This window comes from Paenibacillus sp. SZ31 (assembly GCF_012912005.1).
Taxonomy (GTDB): Bacteria; Bacillota; Bacilli; order Paenibacillales; family Paenibacillaceae; genus Paenibacillus.
The window spans coordinates 679,611-699,854 of record NZ_JABBEA010000001.1; the positions used below are offsets into that span (position 1 = coordinate 679,611).

General features: G+C 46.7%; 23 protein-coding genes. 4 read left to right on the forward strand and 19 right to left on the reverse strand.

Annotated features, from left to right (window positions below):
* Window positions 1–44: 44 nt before the first annotated feature.
* The 8 genes from HF638_RS03085 to HF638_RS03120 form a co-directional block, all read right to left on the reverse strand.
* Window positions 45–1,046, reverse strand: a complete 1,002-nt coding sequence (locus tag HF638_RS03085; RefSeq protein WP_169478800.1) for an HRDC domain-containing protein — start codon at window positions 1,044–1,046, stop codon at window positions 45–47.
* Window positions 1,047–1,222: 176 nt separating this feature from the next.
* Window positions 1,223–2,101, reverse strand: a complete 879-nt coding sequence (locus HF638_RS03090) for an ROK family protein (protein ID WP_169478801.1) — start codon at window positions 2,099–2,101, stop codon at window positions 1,223–1,225.
* Between the two features lie 71 nt (window positions 2,102–2,172).
* A complete protein-coding gene (locus HF638_RS03095) occupies window positions 2,173–2,859 on the reverse strand; it encodes an MOSC domain-containing protein (protein ID WP_169478802.1) in 687 nt (228 codons plus the stop codon).
* Between the two features lie 30 nt (window positions 2,860–2,889).
* Window positions 2,890–3,996, reverse strand: a complete 1,107-nt coding sequence (locus HF638_RS03100) for a phosphodiester glycosidase family protein (RefSeq protein WP_211175458.1) — start codon at window positions 3,994–3,996, stop codon at window positions 2,890–2,892.
* 5 nt (window positions 3,997–4,001) lie between these two features.
* On the reverse strand, window positions 4,002–4,895 hold the full coding sequence (locus HF638_RS03105) for a 5'-3' exonuclease H3TH domain-containing protein (protein WP_169478804.1): 894 nt from the start codon (window positions 4,893–4,895) through the stop codon (window positions 4,002–4,004).
* A 331-nt stretch (window positions 4,896–5,226) separates the two neighbouring features.
* Window positions 5,227–5,592, reverse strand: a complete 366-nt coding sequence (locus HF638_RS03110) for an arsenate reductase family protein (RefSeq protein ID WP_017689621.1) — start codon at window positions 5,590–5,592, stop codon at window positions 5,227–5,229.
* Between the two features lie 410 nt (window positions 5,593–6,002).
* Window positions 6,003–6,986 (reverse strand): RluA family pseudouridine synthase, encoded by a 984-nt coding sequence (locus HF638_RS03115; protein ID WP_169478805.1) that lies wholly within the window; start codon window positions 6,984–6,986, stop codon window positions 6,003–6,005.
* Window positions 6,983–7,558, reverse strand: a complete 576-nt coding sequence (locus HF638_RS03120; RefSeq protein ID WP_169478806.1) for a cob(I)yrinic acid a,c-diamide adenosyltransferase — start codon at window positions 7,556–7,558, stop codon at window positions 6,983–6,985. Before HF638_RS03120 ends, HF638_RS03115 begins: the two co-directional genes overlap by 4 nt.
* 148 nt (window positions 7,559–7,706) lie before the next feature.
* Between HF638_RS03120 and HF638_RS03125 the strand changes: the two genes are divergently transcribed.
* Window positions 7,707–8,318, forward strand: coding sequence for a DedA family protein (locus HF638_RS03125; protein ID WP_145146724.1), 612 nt, complete (start codon window positions 7,707–7,709; stop codon window positions 8,316–8,318).
* Between the two features lie 89 nt (window positions 8,319–8,407).
* Here the strand turns inward: HF638_RS03125 and HF638_RS03130 are convergent, their stop codons facing one another.
* From HF638_RS03130 to HF638_RS03160, 7 genes are all read right to left on the reverse strand, one after another.
* The gene (locus HF638_RS03130) at window positions 8,408–8,950 is read right to left on the reverse strand and encodes a bifunctional adenosylcobinamide kinase/adenosylcobinamide-phosphate guanylyltransferase (protein ID WP_169478807.1); all 543 of its coding nucleotides are present in this window, start codon (window positions 8,948–8,950) and stop codon (window positions 8,408–8,410) included.
* A 37-nt stretch (window positions 8,951–8,987) separates the two neighbouring features.
* Window positions 8,988–9,539 carry a type 2 periplasmic-binding domain-containing protein gene (locus tag HF638_RS03135; protein WP_169478811.1) on the reverse strand — a complete coding sequence of 184 codons (552 nt, stop codon included), beginning with the start codon at window positions 9,537–9,539 and terminating at the stop codon, window positions 8,988–8,990.
* A 168-nt stretch (window positions 9,540–9,707) separates the two neighbouring features.
* Entirely contained in the window at window positions 9,708–9,929 is a 222-nt protein-coding gene (locus HF638_RS03140; protein WP_176872852.1) for an aspartyl-phosphate phosphatase Spo0E family protein, read from the reverse strand.
* A gap of 188 nt (window positions 9,930–10,117) precedes the next feature.
* The gene (locus HF638_RS03145) at window positions 10,118–11,326 is read right to left on the reverse strand and encodes an aminotransferase class I/II-fold pyridoxal phosphate-dependent enzyme (RefSeq protein WP_169478824.1); all 1,209 of its coding nucleotides are present in this window, start codon (window positions 11,324–11,326) and stop codon (window positions 10,118–10,120) included.
* A gap of 13 nt (window positions 11,327–11,339) precedes the next feature.
* The gene (locus HF638_RS03150; RefSeq protein WP_024628343.1) at window positions 11,340–11,840 is read right to left on the reverse strand and encodes an Lrp/AsnC family transcriptional regulator; all 501 of its coding nucleotides are present in this window, start codon (window positions 11,838–11,840) and stop codon (window positions 11,340–11,342) included.
* Window positions 11,841–12,000: 160 nt separating this feature from the next.
* Window positions 12,001–12,396, reverse strand: coding sequence for a spore coat protein (locus HF638_RS03155; RefSeq protein WP_169478827.1), 396 nt, complete (start codon window positions 12,394–12,396; stop codon window positions 12,001–12,003).
* Between the two features lie 35 nt (window positions 12,397–12,431).
* A complete protein-coding gene (locus HF638_RS03160; protein ID WP_062833449.1) occupies window positions 12,432–12,665 on the reverse strand; it encodes a hypothetical protein in 234 nt (77 codons plus the stop codon).
* 95 nt (window positions 12,666–12,760) lie between these two features.
* On the opposite strand from HF638_RS03160, the gene HF638_RS03165 reads away from it, so the two are divergent.
* On the forward strand, window positions 12,761–13,981 hold the full coding sequence (locus tag HF638_RS03165) for an NAD(P)/FAD-dependent oxidoreductase (protein WP_169478829.1): 1,221 nt from the start codon (window positions 12,761–12,763) through the stop codon (window positions 13,979–13,981).
* 125 nt (window positions 13,982–14,106) lie between these two features.
* Here the strand turns inward: HF638_RS03165 and HF638_RS03170 are convergent, their stop codons facing one another.
* From HF638_RS03170 to HF638_RS03185, 4 genes are all read right to left on the reverse strand, one after another.
* A complete protein-coding gene (locus tag HF638_RS03170; protein WP_169478831.1) occupies window positions 14,107–15,321 on the reverse strand; it encodes an MFS transporter in 1,215 nt (404 codons plus the stop codon).
* Window positions 15,322–15,450: 129 nt separating this feature from the next.
* A complete protein-coding gene (locus HF638_RS03175; protein WP_169478833.1) occupies window positions 15,451–16,014 on the reverse strand; it encodes a hypothetical protein in 564 nt (187 codons plus the stop codon).
* A 119-nt stretch (window positions 16,015–16,133) separates the two neighbouring features.
* Window positions 16,134–16,553, reverse strand: a complete 420-nt coding sequence (locus HF638_RS03180; RefSeq protein WP_348982060.1) for a DUF350 domain-containing protein — start codon at window positions 16,551–16,553, stop codon at window positions 16,134–16,136.
* 71 nt (window positions 16,554–16,624) lie between these two features.
* Window positions 16,625–18,991: an endonuclease MutS2 gene (locus HF638_RS03185; protein WP_169478837.1), complete on the reverse strand. Its 2,367-nt coding sequence runs from the start codon at window positions 18,989–18,991 to the stop codon at window positions 16,625–16,627.
* 188 nt (window positions 18,992–19,179) lie between these two features.
* Between HF638_RS03185 and HF638_RS03190 the strand changes: the two genes are divergently transcribed.
* Both HF638_RS03190 and HF638_RS03195 read left to right on the forward strand, forming a co-directional pair.
* The gene (locus tag HF638_RS03190) at window positions 19,180–19,539 is read left to right on the forward strand and encodes a phage holin family protein (protein WP_036610114.1); all 360 of its coding nucleotides are present in this window, start codon (window positions 19,180–19,182) and stop codon (window positions 19,537–19,539) included.
* Between the two features lie 221 nt (window positions 19,540–19,760).
* The gene (locus HF638_RS03195) at window positions 19,761–20,147 is read left to right on the forward strand and encodes a cupredoxin domain-containing protein (protein ID WP_169478839.1); all 387 of its coding nucleotides are present in this window, start codon (window positions 19,761–19,763) and stop codon (window positions 20,145–20,147) included.
* Window positions 20,148–20,244: the final 97 nt, after the last annotated feature.

The following is a 20,244-nucleotide window of genomic DNA, read 5'->3' on the forward strand; positions in this document are numbered from 1 at the left end:
GCTCCTGTAGGAGAAACGCCTCGTCTTTTTTTCATTTCCTTCACCTAACCAACATTCTGCTCTGTCTCTGCATGCCGACGAAAACGGATTCGAATCATGCGCAGTCTTTCATAGACCTGCTCCAGACTTCCTCCGTCAGGCTTCTCTCCTCCATACACCTTATGTAATACTGGCTTCAGGAACGTATCTCCCAGCTCCTCATACGCGCTCCATACGGCCTCTTGTTCGTTCTCTGGCATAACCGCCAACTCCACATCAAGAAGACAATCGGTGTCATAACCTTCAAGATCCAGTGTCTCTAACAGCTCAATCAACTCACGTCGGGATAATCCGGATCGATTAACAATCTCCTCTAACGTAAATCCTTCCTTCATACCTTCAAGCACTTGCTTACGCGTGGTGAACTTGTCGAGTTCCTGCTTGTACTTCTGCTCTCTCTGCTTGTATAACCAGCTCTCATACTCTTCTTCCTTCAGCGCCGTGTATACCCAGTCCAGCGGGAATGTCGTTGAACGCTCCAACCCGTTCGTAATCTCCATCCATTCCGTACCATACTCGGTTGCTTTGCTCTCTCCTACGCCGGGCAGTTGCATCAGCTCATCCATCGACTGTGGAACAAAGGCACTGATCAAACGCAGCAGACGATTTGTTGCAATAAAATACGGTGCCTTCCGGTCAGACACAGCTCTCTTCCTGCGCCATGTGCACAGATCCGTATATAACTGCTCGTTGCCGTATAGTTCACTATAACAATGGAGCCGCTGCCCACCATAACTGCGTGACTTCAGATCATCATTCTCGTGGAATAACCCCTGCAACTGCGGTCGGTACCCCTCACTCATCTGTATGGCAAGCTGATGACGGTAGATATGAAGTAGCTCCTCCCAAGAGGTCCCTTCGTACCAAATGCTGTCCTCACGTTCTCCTTCCTCGTAGCGACTCCATCCCAGCTGCCAGCTATCGTCCTCTTCCCCAATCCATAGCTGCGCATACTCTGCATTCTGATCTGACATTCTGGACAATCTGTTCATGAAAATGACTTCCATTTTCCGTTCCCTCCCTTTGACATTTCAGCCTATACAGGTTAGATATGCTACCTACAGGCAGCAAAAAAAACACCTCTCCTGCAAAATTCATGCAAGAGAGGTGCTTCCTCATTAACCGTACTATGCTGTTGCCCATATCATACCACAATGGTAAAATTCGTCAATCCCTTATTGTACTACTTGTTCAGCGCTAATTTGGCAAGCGCCAGCGAACCACACAGTCCTGCATTGTCGCCAAGTCCTGGTGATACAATATACTGGTCAATATCGGATTGAAGTGCCGGATGCTGAACATATCCTGCAAGCAACTCCTGTAGTTTGCTACGAACCATTGGGAACAGATGCTCCTGCTTCATTACCCCGCCACCCATTACGATTTTCTGCGGTGAGAGAATCAGAACATAGTTCATCAGTGCGTGTGCCAGGTAATGTGCTTCGATCTCCCATGCTTTATGATCTGCGGGCAGTTCATAAGCCGGTTGCTCCCAACGTTTGTTAATGGCCGGTCCTGCTGCAAGGCCTTCGAGACAGTCACCATGGTACGGACAGAAACCTTCGTATGTATCCTCCGGATGTCTGCGTACAATGATATGTCCCATCTCTGGATGTGACAATCCATGGACCATTTTACCGCCAACTACAGCACCTGCACCAATGCCTGTACCCACAGTGATATACAGACAGCTCTCAAGACCTTGTGCAGCCCCCCAGGTTGCTTCTCCAAGTGCCGCGCCATTCACATCCGTATCAAATGTCATCGGTACATCAAAATGCTCCTTGAGCTTGCCAATCACGTTATACTGTCCCCAATGTGGTTTAGGTGTTGTTGTGATATAACCATACGTTGGGCTTCCTTCAATCGGATCAATCGGACCAAATGAACCTACGCCCAGCGCTTCAATGCCTTTGCCTTCAAAAAACGAAATTACTTGAGCCATGGTCTCTTCCGGTGTCGTCGTGGGAAAACTTACGCGTTCCAGAACTTCTCCATTTTCCGTGCCAATACCACATACAAATTTTGTTCCGCCTGCTTCAATTGCGCCTAAGATCGTCATGTTAGTCACACTCCCAAGTTAGTTTAATAGGAATTGATATTATTTTAATTGATGACACTATAATTACCCTGCTACTTAATCTCCAGCTTGGACAATCGTTTCATTAACGTCTGCCTCCAGCTGTCTGACAGCGCAGGAATGGCCAGCAGCGCCTGAATACCTTCGGCATTTTCTTTCCCCTGATGCATAATTCGATTGGCTTCAAGAACCGTCATTGAGGCTGGATCTGTGTTAATCCGTCGAAATACCGACGAAGGCCTTACCTCCCCTTCTTGCAGTACACGAAAGTAAAAACCGGTATGTCCACTCTCTTGAAAATAAACAGGCAGCTCCTTATAGTCATACCTCACACCCAGCTTGAAGCAAGGTTGTCTGGGCTGACTGACCTGCACCGTGGCTTCGCCCAACTCGTACACATCACCAATCCGGACGTCTTCTTCGGCACAGCCTTCAACCGTCAGATTTTCTCCACAAGCTCCCCAGTCCAGCTTGCGATTCATCAGCTGTTCCAACGCCGGATAACGACTGTAATCGTATACACAAACGGCCTTGTCAGGTCCGCCATGATGCACCAGATCCGCCTGCGCATCCCCTGTCATTCCAGTGAATGACAGGAAAACCGCGTCGGATACAGGATGTTTGACAATGCCGCTCATCACTTCACGCTTCTGCCCAGGGAGCGCCTGCGGCAGTCCTACATTAATGGCCAGAACTGCTGTGTTGCCTCCCCCTGGCTTTCGATCCGATGTGAGTGTCATTTGCATCATACCTCCCATAATTACTTTCTTTTAACGCACAGAGCCACCAAATACCAGTGCATTACTCAAGAGCCGGCCTGGAGAAGTCAGCATTTTGCCCCCGGCATACATGCCCGAGGATGCACCGCCATCCAGATTCATAGCCTGTTTGGCACCAAGCTTCTGCATCACCGCTGCCCACTCCTTGACTGTCGCTCCAGAAACGGTAGCCAGCATGACAGAACCATCCGCCATGATGGCGATACCACTTCTGGCACCGGATGCGGTAAGAATCTTGGCATCCTTGAAACCTTCGCTCGTCGGATTTACAGCTACCTTACCGTCTTTTACCAGACGTGGTCCTGCTCCAACAGCAGTCACTACATCTTGCCAAGGGATCTCTTTGCCTGCTGCGTTCGTATACTTATAATTCATTTCTACGGTTGAACCAACGGTGAAACGGTCCGAAGAAGACTTCTGATTACCTGTGAAGACCAATACTGAGCCATTCTTAGGAATCGCTACATTCGTATTGGGTACTTTTTTGGTCACGACACCTTTTTCCATGACAACCGCAGTGCCACCTTTGAACCCGACTGTAGCACCTCGTTCAGGCGTATACAGCATCGTAATGCTGGCATTCGCTGAAGGTGTTCGATTAATAAAGGTGGCATACCAACTGCGTGATTTGCCTTTCGTATCCGTCACTTTACCTGTCAGGCTCACCTGAAGTGAATCCATGATCGCCGAGCCGTCTTCCTTAAATCCGATGGATGTTCCATATCTACCAATATGTATGACCTTACCATTTGCTATTAACATGCCATATGGATCTGGTGCTCCGTTATATGCTTCAAAAAATGCTCCGTTAATGGCTGCTTGTGCTCCATAGGCTTTCACGATCGATGGCAGTGTTGCCGTCTGGCCCACTTGCTTCTTCGCGAGTCCCACCGTAACCGGTGTTCCCTTAGGAATCGTAACCGTCTGTACGGTAAAATTGCGTCCTGCTGCTTTTACTTTCTGTACTTTGGTGCTAATTGCTGCTTTGGCATCCACTGTCTGTGGCGCACTTACTGCTCCCGAAAGAATTACGGGTAAGGCCAGGACGAGGGCCATAGCCCCTGTCCACCACTTTTTACCTGTTCGTACGTTCTTCATGTTGCTCACCCTATTGCCACTCCCATCCAAGAGCCAAGGCTCTTCATCTCAAGTTGTTCAAACTTGTCCATCACCATATGCGGATCAAGACGCAATTCACAGATATCCAGCGCACAGGCAACCGGAACAGCACAATGAATCTCTGCCAGTTTGCGGGACAGATGAAGCATGTCCAAATCATTCTCAATCTTGTTACGCACCGAAGGGGTCAGTTTATCCATGTTGCTCAGAATCCCTTCAATGGAGCCGTATTCCTGTACAAGCTTCAACGCTGTTTTCTCACCAATTCCCCGTACTCCGGGATAATTGTCGCTGGCATCTCCCATCAGACCCTTCATGTCAATCACTTGACGAGGTGTCAGTTGTTTCTCTGCCATGAGCGTCTCAGGGTTGTACACCATGTAGTTGCCATGGCCTTTTTTCATAATAATAATACTTGTGCGATCATTAATCAGTTGCAGCATGTCGTGGTCACCCGTCAGTACCATAACATTCATATCTGTCTCTTCGGTGTAATACTTCGCAAGCGTCCCGATGCAATCGTCGGCTTCGAATCCTTGTGCACCTATATTCGGAATACCCAAGCTATCCATGACTTCACGAATCAGGGCAAACTGGGGAATCAGGTCATCCGGAGCTTCTGCCCGGTTGCCTTTGTAAGCTGCGTATTCTTCACCGCGGAACGTCTTACCGCCCATATCCCAACAACATACGACATGACTTGGCCCAAAAGTCTGAACCGCATCCCAGAAATAACGGATAAATCCGTAGACTGCGTTGGTAGGCAATCCTGCCTTTGTACGTCTGATATATCCGCTTGCAGATGTCGCATAAAAAGCACGGAACAACACCGCCATACCGTCTACCAGCAACAAAGTAGGTTCATTACGTTGATTCACTTGAATTTGTTCTCTCCTGTCCTGATTCTATAGAAATTAAACTAAAGTATATTTACACTTACCATTCCGATGACAGAACAACCTTCTGATCGCTGTTATCCCCAGATTTTTTTGATTCCCTTTTCCAAAGGGGAAAATCCGGGGATAAAGGCGAACGCTCCGCTTCTTCAGGTTATTTCTGTCCTCTCCATTTTCGTGTAAATGTTTAGTTCAATTTCTATAGCAAATAAAATATCGAACTAATTCTATCATTATAGCATAGTTCCGCCAACCATCGTTCAGCCAAAAAAGCCCTGAATTTTGAACAATTCAAGGCTGATATTCAGCACGTTTATGCGTTATTCCATTCCTGCTCATACGTTTCTTCCTTGAATCCAACCGTTACCTTTTCTCCATCCGTAACGATCGGACGTTTGATCAGACGACCATTGGAAGCCAACAAACGAATCTGTTCATCAGCGGACATGCCCGGAAGCTTGTCCTTCAGTTGTTGTTCCTTATACACTTCCCCGCTCGTATTAAAGAACTTCTTCACTTCCAATCCGCTTTTTTGGATCAGTTCTGTTAATTCAGATTCTGATGGCGGTGAGTCGAAAATGGGGATTAGCTCCAGCTCATGTCCTTGAGCTTCAAGCCATTTCACAGCTTTGCGGCATGTGCCGCATTTGGCATATTGATATACTTTTAAATTACTCATTTTGTGTACCTCCTAGTGTGTGGCTCCGGTGTGGCTCCGGTTTCGACTTCTCGCTTCCCTTGGTTTGCTTCGCAAATCCAAAAGTCGCTCCAAATCGATACCATCGCCATGTAATTTTACTGACTTTTGCGAATGAGATCAAAACACATTCGCTATATTTTTTGGATCAAGACCTTACAGCTTTAATATCTTTAAACGCTTTTACAGATTAGAAATTTTAAAATATTTAACATGAAACTGCTAATCATCAATACATTAGACCATGAAACCGTAAGAATAGCCTACGGCATGTTGTTCGGGTGCATGAAGCATCCCTCACACAAGTTAGCCAACCAGCGTTGTCCCAATCAGGACGGGCCGTGCAAAGAGCTGCGACATAGGGTGCACATCTAAGGCCCCGTCGCAGCTTCCTAAAGTTCTTCCCTTGGAGCTGCCTCCTCATTCAAACGCTTCTCCAGCGCAGCCATATCTGCTGGAAAAGGGGCTTGGAACGTTATGCGTTCCTTTAGAATTGGATGTTCGAACGTCAATTCACAAGCGTGTAATGCCTGGCGTTCGATCCAGCTGTCCCGTTCCTCCCGAACAGCTATGGTCTGCTCATCGATCTCGTGCACAGATAATGTCTTGTACATCCGGTCACCGATCAACGGGCATCCGATGGACGTCATATGTACCCTGATCTGATGGGTTCTGCCACTTTCCAGCTTGAGGCTTATCGCACTGGCGCTTCCCCCTGACCAACGTGTTGTGGTCGTGTACAACGTTCTTGCAGCGTAGCCATCAGGTGTTACGATTCGGCGGTGTGGCTCTTCAGGATCGCGATCGATCGGGCCATCCACTGACCCTTGTTCCGGGAGAGGACTGCCGTGCACAAGTGCAATATATTTCTTGTCCACTGTTCCAGCGATCATCTGCTCAGACACATGCTGATGCACATAGGGATTCTTGGCTATGGCTAGCACTCCTGACGTTTCCTGATCAAGTCGATGAATCGGTCTGAACCGGAATCGCTCGCCCTTGGATTTCCAGTAATGAACCACCCCATTCGCCAAAGTACCTGTGTAATGACCATGTGTCGGATGAACAATGATGCCCGCATCTTTGTTGACAATAAGCAAGTGCTCGTCTTCATACAGAATAGTAAAGGGGATAGGTTCAGGCAAAATATCATCCGATTCCTCTTGCTCCATCCGAACTTCAACGACATCACCCGCAGCTACCTTGACGCTAATGTACACGCGCTCTCCATTTAGCATGACGCCTTGTTCTGTCAGCTTGATTTTGGACAAAAGCTTGCGCGACACCAGTAGCCGGCGCTGAAGCACGGTCTTCAGCAGCCAGCCATCTTCTTGCTCGGTCACCGTGTAGACAATAGGCGAATAGTAGTGGCTCATTCTTTGCGGCGGAATACTTTTTTGCTCCGCACATATTCAATATCGGCCACCTGTTGTCTCGCATTGGCTGTCCGCGCAACCACGAAGAAGTAATCAGACAGTCGGTTTAAATACCGTCGTACAGACGGGTTAATGTCCGTATGTTGTCCCAGTGTTACCGTGCGACGCTCTGCGCGGCGACATACGGTCCGGCACACATGTAGAGCAGAAGATAGCTGACTGCCACCGGGAATAATGAACCGTTCCACTTTCGGATTCTCTGCATCATATTGGTCGATCCATTGTTCCAGGCGCGTGACCATTTCATCTCTTACCTTATATTTGGACTCGCTAATCTTCACGAAGGCCAGATCGGATCCGCAATCAAACAGTTCCTGCTGAACTTCCAGCAGATGTTCACGCAGATCTTCGAATTGCCCTTGAGCAGAGTCAATCAGGCTGATCGCCTGGCCGACAAAACAGTTCAATTCGTCAATCGTGCCATAGGCCTCAACTCGATCATCATCCTTGATGACACGTCCACCGATAACCGAAGTCTGCCCTTCGTCACCTGTTCGTGTATATATACCCATCGTTATCCCTCCAATTGTTAATATAATAATGAATACGAGAATGCCATTTTTTCAGAAACCAGTCTATCGCTTTACACGTATATAAGAATTGGTGTGCTCTGCCGAGTATACGACAAATCTTTGGAAACCAAAAGTAAAGGAGACGATTATGCAAAACTGGATAACCGATTTCATGGAACAATACGGCTACATAGGCATTGCACTCATTATTGCTCTTGAGAACGTATTTCCCCCGATTCCATCCGAAATCATCTTGCCGTTTGGCGGATTCATGACCACCTATACCAGTCTCACCCTTCCAGGTGTGATTATTGCCGCTACCATCGGCTCCGTCCTTGGTGCTGTGATACTGTATGGTATTGGACTCCTCATTGACGTCGAACGCCTTGAGAAAATTGTGGAACGATGGGGACATGTTCTGCGCATCAAAAAAGAGGATATTCACCGTGTCGATGCATGGTTTGACAAATATGGCATGTGGACCGTATTGTTCTGTCGAATGGTTCCCCTCGTCCGTAGTCTCATCTCAATTCCTGCAGGCATGTCCAACATGAAATTTGGTTTATTCCTTCTCTTTACAACCATTGGCACACTGATCTGGAATGTCATTCTTGTCTCCGTTGGCGCTGCACTTGGCGCATCATGGGAGAGCATTTTGCACTTTATGGATGTCTATTCCATTGTAGTGTATGTTATCCTGGCCATCATTGTCATCGGATGTATCATCTGGTGGATCAGACGTAGCAAAAAGCAGAAATAAAAAAAGGATAGACTTCATAAATAAAGCCTCCTTGCCACCATGATCGTGGTCGAGGAGGCTTCTTCATATCACCCGTTTATATCATCTCGTTACCGTTCGTCTTCATACCGCATTGCCTGACCCTTCAGATCAATAGCCAGACCGGATACCAGCATGTACATCTTTTCAGCATGGATCTGCAGCATCCGGTTAACCGAGGCCATTCTCGCTGTAAAAATCCGTTCTTCCTCGGTAGGATGTAATGTGCCATGCATTTCATTCGTAATCACAAGCAACTTCCCCTGATAAGACAACAATGCATCGAGCAAAAGCTGAGTCTCTGAACGCTGATGATTCAGATCATCCGTTGCCCTGAAACCGGCAGCCATCCATGAGGTCAAACTGTCCACAATTACAATTCGCTGATCCGCCAAAAACAGATTGGATTCCCGATTAATCTGGGTGATCACCTCTGTCAGTTGCTGACCGTTCCCGGCATGAATGGCACGATAATGAGCGGATGGTAATTCGGGAATAACGGGATCATGATCACCAGTGGATAAATATACGCCCTCTCGGCTAATCCCGGCTGCGTAATTGAGGGCAAACCGGGTTTTACCACTACCTATGCCGCCTGTGACCGTAATCAGCAATCCGCTTCCCTCCTTCCATAGCCATTCTGTATTTTCTCTACTCTGTCAGCGCCTTCAGCACTTTCTTGGATTCTTCGACATTAGACGTGGATACCGGAATGGTGGCGAACAAATTGCTCGCAGCATATTCTACATCTTTAAACATTTTCATATCTTCGAGCGGAATGCCATACAGATGTGATTCTTGCTTGAGATCTGTACCTTCATCTCCTTCACCTTTCTCTACCAATACACCACCCTCAAATACACCCCGTTCAAACTTCTTTGGATCAAAGGTATCATCCAGCGGAATGTTGGAGCCATTACTTCCGTATTGTTTCATGTCGGATTCAGGCAAGATGAAGATATCATGTCCGCCAGCCGCATACTCTACCATAATTTTCTGAACATCATACATCGCACTGGTGATCACTTCCACCTTAGGTTCCTCGCCCAGTTTCTGTTGCAGATTAGCCTGCAACTGCTCTGAGATTACAGATGGATTTCCTTGGTTATCGATAATGAAAATGGAAAAACCATCTTTACCACCACAACCCGCAAGCAGAAAAACAATAGAAATGATCGCAGTAAGCCCCCAAAATCTTTTCATTCCAGTTCCCCCTTTAGTCTCCTATGTCCAATATATCACAATTGTTCCACGCAAAAAAATAAGCTGTCTTATCGGGGGATCACCCTTGCTTTACACACAAAAAAAGAAGACCCTCTCAGGTCTCCTTTCTAACTCAATAAAATGAAACGTTTCAATTCAACGAAAACGTTATTTTCCTTTAATCGGGTTAGCCTTCATGTATTCATTAATCTTTAGATCCAGCAAACTGCTGATTTCAATTACTATATCGGATGTGAATGATTTCTCTTCGAGGAAGATCTGTTCCATCTTGCGACGAAGCATATGAATCTCATCTTCCAAGGAAATGTCATGCAAAGATGCGTTATCAGGTTTCACCGACCATCGGTCGCCATGATCGCCTTCTGCCAGATAGTGCCCACGATTAGTCGATAAATCATATTCAACACAAAACAAAGCCAACCCCTCCTTGGAAAAATGGTTTCCAAATATATGAAAACTTATTTCAAATTGAAATTATATCACAATATTTTGTAAAAGAAAGTTATTTTTTTCCAATGTTAACAATGTCACATCTGTTAAAAGATTCTACTTTAGTATTAACCCTCTTTTTGAAGTTTGTAAACAAAGTTTCCGATTCGTTCCAAAGCTTCATTCAATTGGGTTACGGAAGTAGCATACGAGCAGCGCAAGAAGCCTTCACCCTGAGGACCAAAAACATTCCCAGGAACAGCAGCAACTTTATTCTCCGTTAACAATCGCTCCGCAAACAGGTCGGAACTCATGCCTGTCTTTTGAATACTCGGAAATGCATAGAATGCGCCCTGAGGTTCATGACAATCGAGTCCAATATCCCGGAATCCCTGCACAATCAAACGTCTGCGTTGATTATACGATTCTACCATCCGGTCTTTCTCACCCAAACCGTTCGTCAATGCCTCAAGTGCAGCAACTTGGCCCATGGCCGGCGCACACATTACCGTATACTGATGGATTTTGAGCATGGCTGCAATAAGTTCAGGATGACCACACATGTACCCGATCCGCCATCCTGTCATTGCAAAAGCCTTGGAAAATCCGCTTACCAGAATGGTCCGCTCCTTCATGTCCGGAATAGCTGCAAAGCTGACATGCTTTTGCGTATACGTTAATTCAGCGTAAATTTCATCAGCGATCACAATCAGATCATGCTTTTTGATTACTTCAGCAATAGGCAGCCACTCTTCATACGTCATAATGGCTCCTGTGGGATTACTCGGATAACACAGAATAACCACCTTCGACTTCGGTGTGATGCCAGCTTCAAGTGCTTCGGCCGTTAACTTGAACTGATCTTTCGCATAGGTTTCAACACCGACCGGTATACCTCCACCGATGGAAGCGATTGGTGAATAAGCCACGTAAGAAGGTTCAGGAATGAGAATCTCGTCGCCGGGTACGATTAATGCACGCAAAGCCAAGTCAATCGCTTCACTGCCACCCACGGTAACAATAATCTCATCCTTGGGATCGTATTTGGTATCAAACTGAGTATCCAGATAATCGCTGATGGCTTCTCTCAGCTTCGGCATGCCTGCGTTGGATGTGTAGCTGGTCATACCTCTTTCCAGCGAGTATACACAGGCTTCACGCATATGCCAAGGTGTAACAAAGTCAGGTTCACCCACACCCAAAGTGATTATATCCTTGTTGTCTCCAACCAGATCGAAAAATTTGCGGATTCCGGATGGAGGTATCTGTTGCACGAGAGGTGCCAGATAAGACGTCATATTCTTGTTGTTTCCGGTTGTCTGTTCATTCACTATCATGACACATCTTCCTTTACGGCGAGATCATGAGACGGTTGTCTTCCTGATGGTCTTCAAAGATAATCCCGTCCTGCTTATATTTTTTAAGAATAAAATTCGTTTTGGTTGAAAGCACAGAGTCAATCGGAGACAATTTCTCCGACACAAAATTAGCGACTTCACGCAGGTTGCCACCTTCTACTTCAACGAGCAGATCGTATGCACCTGACATGAGATATACGGATTTCACTTGCGGATAGAGATAAATTCGTTCGGCAATCCCTTCAAAGCCACGACCACGCTCCGGCGTGATCTGCACCTCAATCAGGGCTGTTACTTTCTCATCATCTATTTTGCTCCAGTTCACGACGGTTGCGTATTTCACGATGACGTGGTCTTGTTCAAGCTGTGCCACGGCGTTCTTGATCTTGTCTTCCGACTCCCCCAGCAGCGTCGACAGCAGTGCGGGAGTCCTTCTCGCGTCTTCCTTCAGCAGATCCAGAACTTTTAATTGCAGATCGTTCAAATCTTTCATGGTTTTCCCTCCAGCGTCATCCAGGTTCCTGAAAATGAATTAATACTTATATTACATGAATTTAACGTTGATGCAAAGACAAAAGACCGCCTGCCCTGAATTCAGGCAAGCGGTGGTATGGTCTTGGTTAGCCAAGTGCTTCAAACCTCTTTTACACAGGTTACATGTAATAAGGGTTACCGTAATTCGGCTGATGCTGAGGCACATTAGGAGCTTGGCTATATGAACTGTTCTGCGTGTTCTTTTCCTGGATGAATTGCTGACACTTCTGTTGCGTCTGGTGTGCAGACTGGATTTGCTTGTCCACGTCTTGACGAAGTGCCTTGGACGAGACAGAATACATGTTGTTTTGCTGCATCAGATTGAACAGTTCCCCTTGTAATCTTAGGGTGTCATTTGTTAAATCTGTGAACATTCGGCGTGTCATGGGGCAGGCAGCTTCCGTTGTCGCAGTCGTATATTCGCGCGAGGTTCGTCTTAAATCTGCAAGAATCGACTTCAGCAGATCCTGCTCCTGCATAAAAGCGCCATTAGATGATAAAGATTGAGAATACATGCGTTTTCCTCCTATACAGTTAGAGTTGACTTCAGTTACTGAACTTGTGCCGGTGCAAGAGATTGATGTTGCTGCAGCGCATTGACAAGGGTATTCAGATGCTGTTCATGTGAGCGAACATAGTGATTCAGTGCCTGTTGAATTTGTGGGTTATGTGTGATGGAAGCTGTGGCTGCACACTGCTTGATCAGCAGTTCTTCATTGGTGATCGAGTCCGCAATGTAGTTCAATTCCTTGGGACTCAGCGCTTGCATAGCTTGATTCTGCATTTCGGTGGCCTCCTCGGCATAAAGTTTATGCGCAATTATTGTTAGCCCGGTCACACAAAAGTATACAAATATAAATCATTAAGGAGATGTTTCTGATGGATCTGGTCTATGGCACACCGTTCTGGCCTTCCACTTTTAATTCAACTTTCAATTATCCTGCTCTTCGAGAAGACATCTCGTGTGACTGCCTTATCATTGGCGGTGGTATGGGAGGCGCGCTAACTTCCAAACTACTCACAGAGCAGGGTGTGAACACAGTTGTTATTGATAAGCGAGATATTGCCCAAGGCAGTAGCTCTGCCAATACAGGTCTCTTGCAATACACGAATGACAAGACCCTAACTTCATGTATCAACACCTTTGGCGAAGCAAAAGGCGTACGATTTTATGAACTTTGCCGGGAAGCCATGAAACAACTTACTCAAATAGCAGACACGTTGGATACGGATCCTTGGTTTATTCCACGAACAAGTCTTTGTTTTGCAAGCAGTGAAGATGATGTTGCCCTATTGGAGGAAGAATATCAGACGCTGAAGCGCTACGGCTTTGAAGCCGAACTGTGGAATACCGACAAAATAAAAACACACTTCCCCTTCAGCAAACCAGCTGCACTGTATACGATGGGAGATGCGGAAGTGAATCCCTATCGATTCGTTCATGCCTTATTTGAATCTGCCAATAAGCGTGGGGCCCGAATCTATGGTCAGACCGAAATGGTACACTGTGATTACGTTGAAGATGGTGTAGTATGCCACACTTCCAACGTTAAAATCCGTGCCAACAAGGTCATATTTGCTGCCGGTTACGAGACACAGGATATCAAAAAGGATCGCGGAGCCTATCTGAAGACGACTTATGCCATTGCTACCAAACCGTTGCCTGATCTTAAGGAATGGTTTGAGCACAGCATGATTTGGGAGACAGCACGCCCATATTTGTATATGCGAACAACACCGGATGGAAGAATTATCGCAGGCGGTTTGGATGAAGAAATACCTCCGGAGGATCAACGGGAAATTCGGGCAAAACACCGGGGAGATACACTTCTGGAAGAGGTCCGTTCCTACTTCCCTCTAGATGGTCTTGAAGTCGATTATGCCTGGGGTGCCGTGTTTGGTAATACGAATGATGGTCTACCACTGATCGGTACACATCCCGATTATCCGCATTCTTACTTTGTGGAAGGGTATGGAGGTAACGGAACGGTGTACAGCATGATTGCTGCTTCCCTGATTGCAGATGCCATTACTGGCAAGCAGAATCCTGATATGGATCTATTCTCACTCACACGTACAAGTAAACCCTCTCCTGTATAACATCCGATTTGAGCTGTAAATGAACTAGGTATGAGTTATAAATCATTAAGGGTACAGTCCCAGGAAAGAGATAACTTTCCCGGAACTGTACCCTTTTGGTTAAAAACCTATATATTGATGGCCCTCTATGTGGACGGCTCTTGCCCTTCCGTTCGATTCAATAATTTGTGCATAAAGATCCAGCCGATTAGCGGAAAAGCACCGAGGACAATAATAAGCCAGGTTAACATGCGTAGAGACGGAGCATTCATGACCGTTACAATAAATACGGCCAATCCAAAAAGCCTGCCAAGCATCAGGCATAACTCTCTCAAAACGACAAGTTCAACCCTTTTCTCCACATTTTCGCCACTCGTGCCCATCATGTCGAATCCCGCTGATATCATTGGCAATACATATAGTGGCATTGCGACAGCACTCCCAATCCCCATGATTAACAACGTACCATAGGTGACTTTCCAGAGAAGAGGAAGGAGCACCACCAGCAGAATCAGGGCACCGATGAACATGCCTCTCGATCTATACTGCGGTTTAAACCATTTCCCTGCTGCCCAATAACTTACTAATGCCACGGCTGAGGTGATGAGTGAGAACTGCCCCAATTTGTACTCCTGTGCTGTAGCCACGTAGACAAGCAGTGCAATCAAGAAGGCAAAGACACCCTCACGCGCACCCTGAGCGAACAAACCCAAAGCCAAGGTTCTCCAGGGACTATCCGGTTGGGATAGCTGTGTCCAGGGCTCCGACCACCGGTATGTACCGCTCACCTTTCTTTTCTTGAGAAAAAAACTGAAGACTACCGCTATGACATAAATGACGAGCGATATCGTAAATATAAACCGATACCCCGTGTTGTCTGTCATACGGGTAATAATAAGACCGGAGAACCAAGGACCTATAATTCCTGTCATCGAGCCAAGTAACCCAACCCAGCCATTGAATAGATCCCTGTTTGCCCGATCCGTTATTTCAAAATACACGACATTAAATGCGATCCAGAATAACCCGAGCGAACAACCCAGCAGTATGCCCAAAGGCCAAATCCAGTCTACAGCTTTGGATCCAGCCCAGAGGACAATCATATAGAAAAGGCCGGACAGCGCAGTACCCAGTCGTAACGCACTCATTTTATTGTGTTCCTTAACCCATTTGCCAGCAAGCCAGAACGTGAGTCCAATAGCCAGTTGCTGACTGATGGTAAACCAACCTAACATGGCATAATCCGGACGGCTTTTCCACAGAAACACATTCAAAAAGGTTCCTGACAATGCTCCGGCTAACGCAAACAATCCATTCACGCCCAAAAGCAGAATGGATTGTCGGCCTAAAGTAATCTTCATCTGCTCCTCCTTAATCCACCTGAAGTGAACTGTACACAGGTAGGTCTCAGGGTTAACGTGCCCCAAGCAAGAGGAAAACATGATGAATCTTCAGGATTGCTATGAAATTAGTTTAAATCTCCAGAATGCTTATTTCTGCGTACTTAGATTCTGGATCAGACGCAGACGATCATTCTCAGACAGACTGTATTGAACTTGGAAACATCCAGAGCACACATAGGTTAGCACCTTAAAAGGTGTGGACAATAGTGACCCTTCACCTGAAGCAGCGTTAGCAACTGGTGTGAAGTTATCCTGCGTTGCAGCTTGTGTACCTGCGAGAATCATGAATTCCCGGCAATTCGGGCACTCTGGTACTTCTTCCTGATGATCAAGTTGCTTCTGTACACCTTGTTCATACTGAATGAGATCATTACCTTCATCCGCGTATTTGGTTAACGTTCGCAACTCCGGCAATTTGAGTTCGACTTCATCACCCCACAGATCAGAAAGATCCGTAGTCTGTTTCTCGTTCGTTACATCGTCTACATCATAGATGTCATCCTCAGTTTCATTCTCTTCATCATCGATGTTAATATTTAGCGTACGATATCCTTTTAACTCATTGTGGCAATAAGGACACTCTTCTTCAGGACCGAGCTCCTCATCCCATACAATCTCCGTCTGACACCAAGGGCATACTGTTGTTTCCATATTGATCAACCTTTCTCTTTCATATAATCATGTATTCATTACATAGATGACTCCAATGGCAAAGAACACAATCGATGCCGCAAACAGAATCCGTATCAATATTTTCATGACCGGTCCCCCTAGATAATGCTCGCGCCAATAACAAACGACAACGAGACGGAAATAATCATGGATATCAATCCGACAGCTCGGTTATCCGCTTCGATCTCCTTATCAATGGAGAACACGGGTGTGAGGAATTCGAACAAAAAATAGGCAACAAGCAGAAGGATAAATCCGACAAACGACCACGTCATGGCTTCATACACCGAAGATTTAGCCTGTATGCAGAAACGCAGTACGTTACAGATCCCGAAAATCTTGCCTCCAGTGGCCATCGCAACGGCCACATTGCCCTTCTTGATCTCAGTCCAGCATTTATATTTGGTCACCAGTTCGAAGCAAGCCAGAAACACAAGCAGCTCCATAATCGCTACCGAGAAAAAACCGAGTACCATCCCCAAGGGATGAGACAGCAATTGGTCGACGCTTTCTTTCACGCACCGTTCCCCTCTCCACATCTGCGACCTTCATGCATAAGGCCGCAGAATATCATTGATTCATGGTCCGGCTATTCCAATTCTGCGACGGTCACACCGTTCCCGCCTTCTCCGTAATTGCCCAGCCGGTAACTTTTAATATGTTTATGCTTACGCAGGTAATCCTGAATACCGGAACGCAAAATTCCTGTACCTTTACCGTGAATAATATACACTTGGCCCAAGTTGGCAAGGAAAGCTTCATCAATGAAACGGTCTGTCTCCATCAGAGCTTCTTCTAGGTTGGTGCCACGCAGATCCAGTTCACTCTTCACGTTGTCATCACGCGTGCGCTTCATGCCAGTTACCGGTTTTTGCTTCGGTTTGGCTGCGGGAGCAGATTGCTGCAGTTCCAGGTCATCCAGAGATACTTTCATTTTCATGATCCCCAGCTGCACCATGGCGTCTTTGCTACCCGACATCTCCACAACATGGCCTTTTTGATTCAAACTATAGACCAGCACTTCATCACCAGGACCGATGGCACGCGTTTTCGGTGCTGCTGCCGTCTTCTTGACGGTCTTCCGGCGCTTCTCCGGTTCAGCTTCATCCAGCTGTTTACGGGCGGCAATAAGTTTGTGCTCCTTCACGGAAGCACCTTCTTCCATAGCCAACAGACGAAGATCTGCGATAATCTTCTCCGCTTCGGCACGAGCCTTGTCCACAATATTACGTGCATCATCTTCTGCTTTTTCAATCCGACGATCACGCTGCTGTTCCAGCTTTTCCAGTTCCGTCTGATGACGACTGCGTAATTTCTCCATGTCCTGGCGCAAGCTCTCTGCCTTCTCACGCTCTTGTTCAGCCGTAAGACGGTTCTCTTCAAGAGAAGCAATCATGTGCTCGATCCGTTGATCCTCTTCCTTCACTTCGCCACGGGCGTAATCGAGAATGTAACCCGGCAGTCCCAGTCGCTCTGCAATGGCAAATGCATTACTTCGTCCAGGTACACCCACCAGAAGGCGATACGTCGGACTCAATGTATTAATGTCAAATTCCATGCTGGCATTAATGACGCCTTTACGCTCATATGCATATGCTTTTAGTTCACTGTAGTGGGTGGTTGCAACCATGCGACACCCCGTCCGGTGCATATGCTCGAGCATGGAGATCGCCAGTGCGGACCCTTCAGCCGGGTCTGTTCCCGCTCCAAGTTCATCAAGCAATACTAGGCTTTTTGGCGTCATGTTCTTCAGAATGCGAATGATGTTCGTCATATGGCTGGAAAAAGTACTCAGATTCTGCTCAATACTCTGCTCGTCCCCAATGTCTGCATAGATCGCATCAAATACACATAGCTGGCTGCCATCCTCTGCCGGAACAAATAAACCGGACATTGCCATCAGGCTCAGCAAGCCAATCGTTTTGAGCGTTACCGTCTTACCACCCGTATTCGGACCTGTCACGATAATGGATGTGTAATCATTGCCCAGCTCAATGTCGATTGGAACCACGTTTTCGATCGGTATCAACGGATGACGGCCTTTTTTCAGTTTGAGGAATCCGCGGTCATTCATGCGTGGTAGCGTTGCTTTCAGTTCACGAGCCAGACGTGCTTTGGCAAAAATAAAATCAAGCGATCCCAGCAAGTCGACATCATACAGCAGCCATTCTCCCTGTTCACTGACAAGTGCCGTCAATTTCTGCAAAATAATTTCTATTTCGCGTTCTTCCCGAATCCGGGTTTCGCGCAATTTGTTGTTCATTGCAACGATGGATTCCGGCTCAATGAACAATGTGGCCCCCGAACCGGATTGATCATGCACAATCCCACCGAAGTACGAACGATATTCGGCTTTCACGGGGATAACAAAACGATCCCCTCTGATCGTGATCAGCTGATCCTGCAACATCTTGGATACGGTGGAGGATCGAATCATGGAATCCAGCTTCTCACGAATCCGCGCTTCTCCGCCTCGCAGCTCACGACGAATCTGCGCAAGCGTTACGCTTGCACTGTCGGCAACTTCTGCATTATCGTCGATACAGATTTTAATGGCATCCTCAAGCGTCTTTTGCTCTGACAGTTGATCACTGATATAGAACAAGGATTCAATGGGTTCATCTTCATGCAGAGTAGCAATCAGACGTTTCAATCGTCGTGCCGCAAAGGTCGTATTGGATATTCCCAAAAGCTCGTGAGGGTTAAGTGTGCCTCCAATTTCAGCACGTTTGATGGAGGCCGTAATGTCTACAATCCCTCCAAAAGACGGCGAGCCTTTCAAGCGATCAAATGTAAAGGCTTCATCGGTTTGCTGAAGCAACCGATTCACTTCTTCAAGTTCACTGATCGGTTCAAGTTGCTCCGCTTTCTTTTTACCCATCGTGGTCTGGGCATAGCTAAGCAATGTATTTAAAATTTTGCGATATTCCAGTGTGTGTAAAATTTTCGTGTCCAAGTGTACAACTCCTTCCAAACTATATCTGTATTATAACGAAAGAAACTTTCTTGCGCTATTTAACGAATCCTTCCACACATAACTTCAACCATAGCATCACAAACTACAAGTGTCAGGATTGTGCAACCTCTCCGAGCCCCTTGGAGTTGCCATGCTCAGTTCAATCCGAATAAAAGGAGGTACACACCATGAATTTCCTGGGACATGTCGTGCGATTTGTCATCGCTGCAATTGTATTAATGGTGGTCAGCTGGATCGTTCCCGGTTTCGCCGTTGGTGGCTTCTGGAGCGCTCTGTTGCTTGCTCTCGTCATTGCCCTGCTCGGCTGGATCGTTGAAGGTATCTTCGGCAAAAGGGTCAACCCGTTTGGGCGCGGTATTGTCGGATTTATCGTTAGCGCACTGGTGATTTGGCTAGGTCAATATGTTGTAGATCATGTTGAGGTCAGCCTGCTCGGCGCCATTCTCGCTGCGCTGGTTATCGGGATTATCGACCTCTTCATCCCGGTATCCACCCCTTTTGATGCCGGACGAAGCTCCAAAAGCTAATCCCAGCTTCTCCTTTTCATCCCCATGAATGCTTCTAAACCTCTGAAGGCCTGTGCCGGATGAGGTTTATTTCATTTGAAGACGTAATGAACCATTCACTCAAGCATGTACAATTTTCAACAAAACGACATACGCAGCGTGTACAGGCATCCACATATTGCGGTATGATGACTGGAGCAATCATTCACATTTTATCCATATCACGCTTAAGGAGGCACATGATGAAGAAAGGCATAGCATGGCTTGCTGCCTGTATGTTAATTCTCGTCCTCGCTGCATGCGGAGGGGCGAATCAGTCTGCAGACTCTGGCAGTAATGGGTCCGATTCTGGTGTTACAGCCAGCGAAGAACTGGTCATCAAGGCAAGCAACTACGAATTCGATCAACCCGAGTACCATCTTAAAAAAGGTGTCCCGGTTAACATTGTTTATGAAAATGTAAACGGAAATCACGGAATACTCGTGCCTGAGCTGAATCTTATGCTGGACACCAGAAACAGTTCCAAAGTGATTACCCCGGACAAAGTCGGTGAGTTTGAAATGTCCTGTTCGGTCTTCTGTGGTTCGGGACACAGCAGCATGATCTCCAAAATTATCGTTGAAGAATAGTATTCAAGACAAGGAGCCCCCGCAGCGACGGGAGCTCCTTCTTTAGTATAACAAATTGTACCAGAGTGCGTTGCCCACGAGCCAGTTCTGCTACAAT

Bases quoted from the DNA above. Each gene is read 5' to 3' on its own strand.
- HF638_RS03085 (WP_169478800.1), bottom strand. From the start codon at position 1,046: ATGGAAGTCATTTTCATGAACAGATTGTCCAGAATGTCAGATCAGAAT.
- HF638_RS03155 (WP_169478827.1), bottom strand. From the start codon at position 12,396: ATGTATTCTCAATCTTTATCATCTAATGGCGCTTTTATGCAGGAGCAG.
- HF638_RS03175 (WP_169478833.1), bottom strand. From the start codon at position 16,014: ATGGAAACAACAGTATGCCCTTGGTGTCAGACGGAGATTGTATGGGAT.
- HF638_RS03145 (WP_169478824.1), bottom strand. From the start codon at position 11,326: ATGATAGTGAATGAACAGACAACCGGAAACAACAAGAATATGACGTCT.
- HF638_RS03115 (WP_169478805.1), bottom strand. From the start codon at position 6,986: ATGAGCCACTACTATTCGCCTATTGTCTACACGGTGACCGAGCAAGAA.
- HF638_RS03170 (WP_169478831.1), bottom strand. From the start codon at position 15,321: ATGAAGATTACTTTAGGCCGACAATCCATTCTGCTTTTGGGCGTGAAT.
- HF638_RS03090 (WP_169478801.1), bottom strand. From the start codon at position 2,101: ATGACGATCTTAGGCGCAATTGAAGCAGGCGGAACAAAATTTGTATGT.
- HF638_RS03165 (WP_169478829.1), top strand. From the start codon at position 12,761: ATGGATCTGGTCTATGGCACACCGTTCTGGCCTTCCACTTTTAATTCA.
- HF638_RS03135 (WP_169478811.1), bottom strand. From the start codon at position 9,539: ATGAAAAGATTTTGGGGGCTTACTGCGATCATTTCTATTGTTTTTCTG.
- HF638_RS03100 (WP_211175458.1), bottom strand. From the start codon at position 3,996: ATGAAGAACGTACGAACAGGTAAAAAGTGGTGGACAGGGGCTATGGCC.
- HF638_RS03195 (WP_169478839.1), top strand. From the start codon at position 19,761: ATGAAGAAAGGCATAGCATGGCTTGCTGCCTGTATGTTAATTCTCGTC.
- HF638_RS03160 (WP_062833449.1), bottom strand. From the start codon at position 12,665: ATGCAGAATCAAGCTATGCAAGCGCTGAGTCCCAAGGAATTGAACTAC.
- HF638_RS03125 (WP_145146724.1), top strand. From the start codon at position 7,707: ATGCAAAACTGGATAACCGATTTCATGGAACAATACGGCTACATAGGC.
- HF638_RS03110 (WP_017689621.1), bottom strand. From the start codon at position 5,592: ATGAGTAATTTAAAAGTATATCAATATGCCAAATGCGGCACATGCCGC.
- HF638_RS03190 (WP_036610114.1), top strand. From the start codon at position 19,180: ATGAATTTCCTGGGACATGTCGTGCGATTTGTCATCGCTGCAATTGTA.
- HF638_RS03150 (WP_024628343.1), bottom strand. From the start codon at position 11,840: ATGAAAGATTTGAACGATCTGCAATTAAAAGTTCTGGATCTGCTGAAG.
- HF638_RS03095 (WP_169478802.1), bottom strand. From the start codon at position 2,859: ATGACACTCACATCGGATCGAAAGCCAGGGGGAGGCAACACAGCAGTT.
- HF638_RS03120 (WP_169478806.1), bottom strand. From the start codon at position 7,558: ATGGGTATATATACACGAACAGGTGACGAAGGGCAGACTTCGGTTATC.